This is a genomic window from Corallococcus sicarius (assembly GCF_003611735.1).
GTDB lineage: Bacteria > Myxococcota > Myxococcia > Myxococcales > Myxococcaceae > Corallococcus > Corallococcus sicarius.
In genome coordinates, this window is sequence record NZ_RAWG01000522.1 from 1 (window position 1) to 3,939 (window position 3,939).

At 63.7% G+C, this 3,939-nt stretch carries 5 protein-coding genes; 1 reads left to right on the forward strand and 4 read right to left on the reverse strand.

Going from position 1 to position 3,939, the window contains the following annotated elements:
- Nucleotides 1–82: 82 nt before the first annotated feature.
- From D7X12_RS40010 to D7X12_RS40025, 4 genes are read right to left on the reverse strand one after another with little or no spacing between them, the layout of a single operon-like run.
- Entirely contained in the window at nt 83–553 is a 471-nt protein-coding gene (locus D7X12_RS40010; protein ID WP_120630383.1) for a DUF4150 domain-containing protein, read from the reverse strand.
- 49 nt (nt 554–602) lie between these two features.
- A complete protein-coding gene (locus D7X12_RS40015; protein ID WP_120630384.1) occupies nt 603–1,184 on the reverse strand; it encodes an imm11 family protein in 582 nt (193 codons plus the stop codon).
- Between the two features lie 55 nt (nt 1,185–1,239).
- Nucleotides 1,240–2,313 (reverse strand): AHH domain-containing protein, encoded by a 1,074-nt coding sequence (locus tag D7X12_RS40020; protein WP_120630385.1) that lies wholly within the window; start codon nt 2,311–2,313, stop codon nt 1,240–1,242.
- Nucleotides 2,288–2,797, reverse strand: coding sequence for a contractile injection system protein, VgrG/Pvc8 family (locus tag D7X12_RS40025; RefSeq protein ID WP_120630386.1), 510 nt, complete (start codon nt 2,795–2,797; stop codon nt 2,288–2,290). Before D7X12_RS40025 ends, D7X12_RS40020 begins: the two co-directional genes overlap by 26 nt.
- A gap of 430 nt (nt 2,798–3,227) precedes the next feature.
- On the opposite strand from D7X12_RS40025, the gene D7X12_RS42665 reads away from it, so the two are divergent.
- The gene (locus D7X12_RS42665) at nt 3,228–3,677 is read left to right on the forward strand and encodes a hypothetical protein (RefSeq protein ID WP_147443962.1); all 450 of its coding nucleotides are present in this window, start codon (nt 3,228–3,230) and stop codon (nt 3,675–3,677) included.
- The last annotated feature ends 262 nt before the right edge of the window (nt 3,678–3,939 follow it).

Here is a 3,939-nt window from a genome sequence, read left to right on the forward strand (position 1 = left end):
TGCTGCCATGGATGGGCTGGCGCGGCTCCGGGGCGGATACGGGGTGTCCTGGCTGGGGTCTTGCCTTGCTCGCGCTCATGCCTCAGCCCTCGTACTCGTGGTCGCACAGCAGACAGACCGGTTTCCCTGCGTCCTTGCCCATGGCCATCAGGGGCGGCTGCATGAGGGGAAAGGGCGGGGTGTTCTTGTCGTTGTGGAGCATGAGGTCGAACGCCCGGGCCACGTTCTTCCCCTCCACCTTCACGTCGAAGGAGTAGTTGACGAACTCCGCCTTGCCCTTCGTCTTGCTCGAGGCCACCCCGCCTCCTGCGGTGCCAGCCTCGTCCCCCGTGCTGGTGCTGAAGTTGGAGTCCTTCACACACAGGGGGTTGCCCTCGACCGTCACCTTCTTGGTGCCCTTGGCAGTGTCCGAGGACTTCGCGATGTTGGGATAGGGAATGGGGACGGGCCCGGCTGGACTCGGCGTCTTGCACACATCCGGCATGGCTACCGTGGTTCCATTGCTGTCCTTGGTGACCACCGACATCTTGTTCACCCCGACCGTATTGGCCATACAGCCCCCTTTCTGGCCTGGACGTTCCCGGATGATAGTCCATTCCAGCTCAGAAAATCTCCTTGCCCTGGGCGAGCACCTCCAGCCCGGTGAGGCCCGCCTCACGGATGCGCTGCAGGAGGTCCGAGCGGATGACGTGAAGCTGGGGGAACTCTCCCAGGCGGAAGAGCTTCACATCCGCGGGGATGTGCTCCTGACGCAGATAGACCTTATCGACCGCGAGAATTCCTCCCGTGGCGGCGGGCGTGAACTCCGAGGCGGCGGTATCCATGCAGTCGACCTTCCGCAGGAGGTTGGCGAAGAAGTAGCGCGTCCGGGTGGGCTTGCCGCGCTTGTCCAGCAAGGTGAAGGGCAGGTACTCCACGACCTCCTCGCTCAGAGTGCCTTCCGCCTCCAGCAACGCGCGGGCCCGCTCCGAAACGATGAGTGCCTGCTCAGGATTGGAGATGAAGTCGCACAGCAAATCACCCTGCTCGGGATCGAGGTTGAGGTGGGTGGCCTCGGAGATCCTCCCCCTCAGGGGGATGCCTCTATCCAGGTCCCAGTGCTCCGAAATGTGTGCGCCGATGTCACTGATGAAGACGGTGCGGGGATCCCGGCTGCGGTAGACAGTCAGGTATTCGTGGCTCATAGGCAGGACAGAAATCCATATCGAGTGCGCTGCGGTGCCCGGAGGCGAGGCCCGCTCATTTCAGGCTCATGGCCGAGCCCTTCTCCAGAATCATGTTCTTCGCTTTCCGCGAAGCCCGCATGAGGAGACTCCGGATCTCCTGGGCCATGGCCTCGGTGATCTTGTGCTCCGGGTCATCCTTCGTCTTCAGGAGTGCCTCGTCCACCTTCTTCTGCACGGGTGCCAACAACCCATTCAGGTCCCGGGTATATTCGGGGTGATCCGGGGATTCCCATGGGCAGTGCGCGGGCAGGTCCAGGACGTCCGCCGCGAAGGTCTCGCTCGGCAGCAGCAGCATGTTGTCGGCATTGTGGAGGTTCCAGCCCGCCTGCATCACCACCGCCGCGCGCTGCATGTACGTCCAGCCCGCCGAGGAAGGCGCCGACATGATGAACTTCTCGAAGGCGTCCGCGGAGATGAGGTGGTGGTGCTCGTGGTCATAGGGGTACCAGCCTCCCAGCCCCCGGTGAGCCTGACTCATGAGGATGGCGAAGTTCTCCGGTCCCTTCCCGCCAAGCTTCGCCGAGCCCCCACGCGCCAGCCGGGAGAGGTCGCTGAGGACATAGACCTGCTGCTTGTTGCCCTGCGCGTCCTTCTGCTGGTGGCGCCGGTAGATGTCCGTCGTGTTCTTCGCCGCGTCCTCGGGAGCGATGCGGAACTTAACGTCCCAGCCCTTCTCGTTGAGCGCCAGCCAGAAGAGTGACTTGTTGTACTTGGCCTCGAAGCGGGCCTGGAAGGTGGGCTCTCGCTTCTTCCCGGCTTTCAGGCCAATGTCGGTGAGGAAGTAGTCCGTGCCACTGTTCACCGTCACCGCGTTGTTCGCGTCCTTCTCGAGGTATCCCTTGTCGAAGGCCCGCTCCCGGTTCGTCTTGCCGTGACGGGTGTTGTGGATGTCCTCCCGGCCGCGAGCGGCCAGGAAGCTGTTCATCCCGTAGTGGCACACGTGCGAGTCGTACTCGCTGGCGCTGATGAGGAGCTCGCTCTCCTTCGACTTCCCGTAGGGATGCTTCCAGAAGCAGGACTTCCGGCCCTGCGACTCGTGCAGTTCCTTGAGCTTCTTCTCGTCAACGTGCTTGGAGTTGTCGGCCACTGGCGACCTCCAGGGCGAGGGACGGAATCATACAGGGTTCGGGAACAGGCCTGCGGCTGTCCGCTCCACGCCCAACAGCCTGTTCCAGTAGAAGGATGTCGGGCTCGCTCTTGCCCTGGCAGATGCGGCTGCGGTGCACCTGCGTCAGCCGCCACAGCTTGGGAGCCACGTGTGCCCGGTAGCGTTGGCAGCCCGTTTTCAGGCCCAGCGACTCAATCGCGCGCACCTGCCCATGAACGAACCGCGAGAGGCCGTCGCGAACCGACAGCGTCACCAGCACGTCCTTACCTACCAAGTCAGCCACCATCAGCGACTCGCCGTCTCGGGTGAAGAAGTCCACGCGGAAGTCGAACGGCCGGCTCAAGCTTTTTGTTTCGAAGAGCCCTAAGACACTCAGGGCCTCGGGTCCGTACGCACCCACCATCCAGGAGAACGCAGGCGAGCTGTGTCGAGACATGGTCCCCCCATTGCCGATGGTGTGCATCTACGGCGGCCTGGACTAGAGGCGGAATTCTACCACAAAAACACGCGGTCAAGAGCAAAGGTTACTTCTCGCATCCCTTCCATTGAGCATCCCAAACAAGAAAATCTCCTTGCCTCGGTGGAATAAGGACCCGAGTGGAGGCTTCGTCCCCGTATCTGTCAGGGTGCGGGCGAGGCGTAATCAGTCGGGCGGAAAGGGGGTGAACGCCGTGCTGAGCGCCGTGAGGAAGCTGCTGGCCTCGACACTCACCCGGAGGGTAGCGGCTGCCGTCCTATTGGCGATGGCCGAGCACCTTCGGCAGCGGGTGAGTCACGGGTAGTAGTGCCCAGGAGGAGTCCTGCTGTGACTCTAGCAGGGCTCCTCTTGCCCTTTGAGGTGGCTGCATCGTCGAGGTGCGGCCACGCCACTCACCCCAGGAGGGATCTGCACGATGACCAAGGCCATCAGCCTGTCCGCAGAACTGGCCGAGGTGCGGTGTGCCGTCGAAGGGGCTCGATTCATCGCGGATGCACTTGCCACGCACGCGTTGAACAGTCGGGAGCAGGAACTACAAGCGCCCGTTTCCATCACCGCCATCCTCGTGCTGGCGGAACTCCGACTGCACCAGGTCGAGCGGGTGCTTCGCGGGGAAGAAGACCCACAGCACCTATGGGCCCCACACAACGACGTCACTCCGGACAAGGACGAAGGAGACGCGCAGGACGTGGTGCTCCATCCGTGGGCTCAGGCCGAAGAGAAGGCGGAGCCAGCTTCCCGGAAGAAGGCGAAGCAGTCCCGTCCCAAGAAGCGGCGTGGGCAAGCTCCCCCACCGGAGCCGGAGCCGCCAGTGCAGCCCGAGGGCGGCGGAGAGCAACCTCCCCGCACCAGGCCAACGAGCTGAAGAAGTGCCCCAGCGGCCAGGGAGGTCGAGCCGGGGACGAACAGGGCCCGCACGTCCGACCACCTGGGGCGGCGTCCTGTTCTTTACCCCTCAGCGCATGGACGGGGGCCGTGCCGAGCGACACACCAGGGCGGTCTAACCCCCTTCAGGGAAGTCGGGTAAGGGGCTACCGGTTACGTCATGGAGGGGTGGCGTCCATGGCGTGGCAGCCAAAGCACTGGACGGCGCAGCAGCTTGAGGAGCGGCGGCTTGCGGCCGGACG

Coding starts and splice junctions, on each gene's coding strand:
- D7X12_RS40010 (WP_120630383.1), bottom strand. CDS start 553: ATGGCCAATACGGTCGGGGTGAACAAGATGTCGGTGGTCACCAAGGAC.
- D7X12_RS40015 (WP_120630384.1), bottom strand. CDS start 1,184: ATGAGCCACGAATACCTGACTGTCTACCGCAGCCGGGATCCCCGCACC.
- D7X12_RS40025 (WP_120630386.1), bottom strand. CDS start 2,797: ATGCACACCATCGGCAATGGGGGGACCATGTCTCGACACAGCTCGCCT.
- D7X12_RS42665 (WP_147443962.1), top strand. CDS start 3,228: ATGACCAAGGCCATCAGCCTGTCCGCAGAACTGGCCGAGGTGCGGTGT.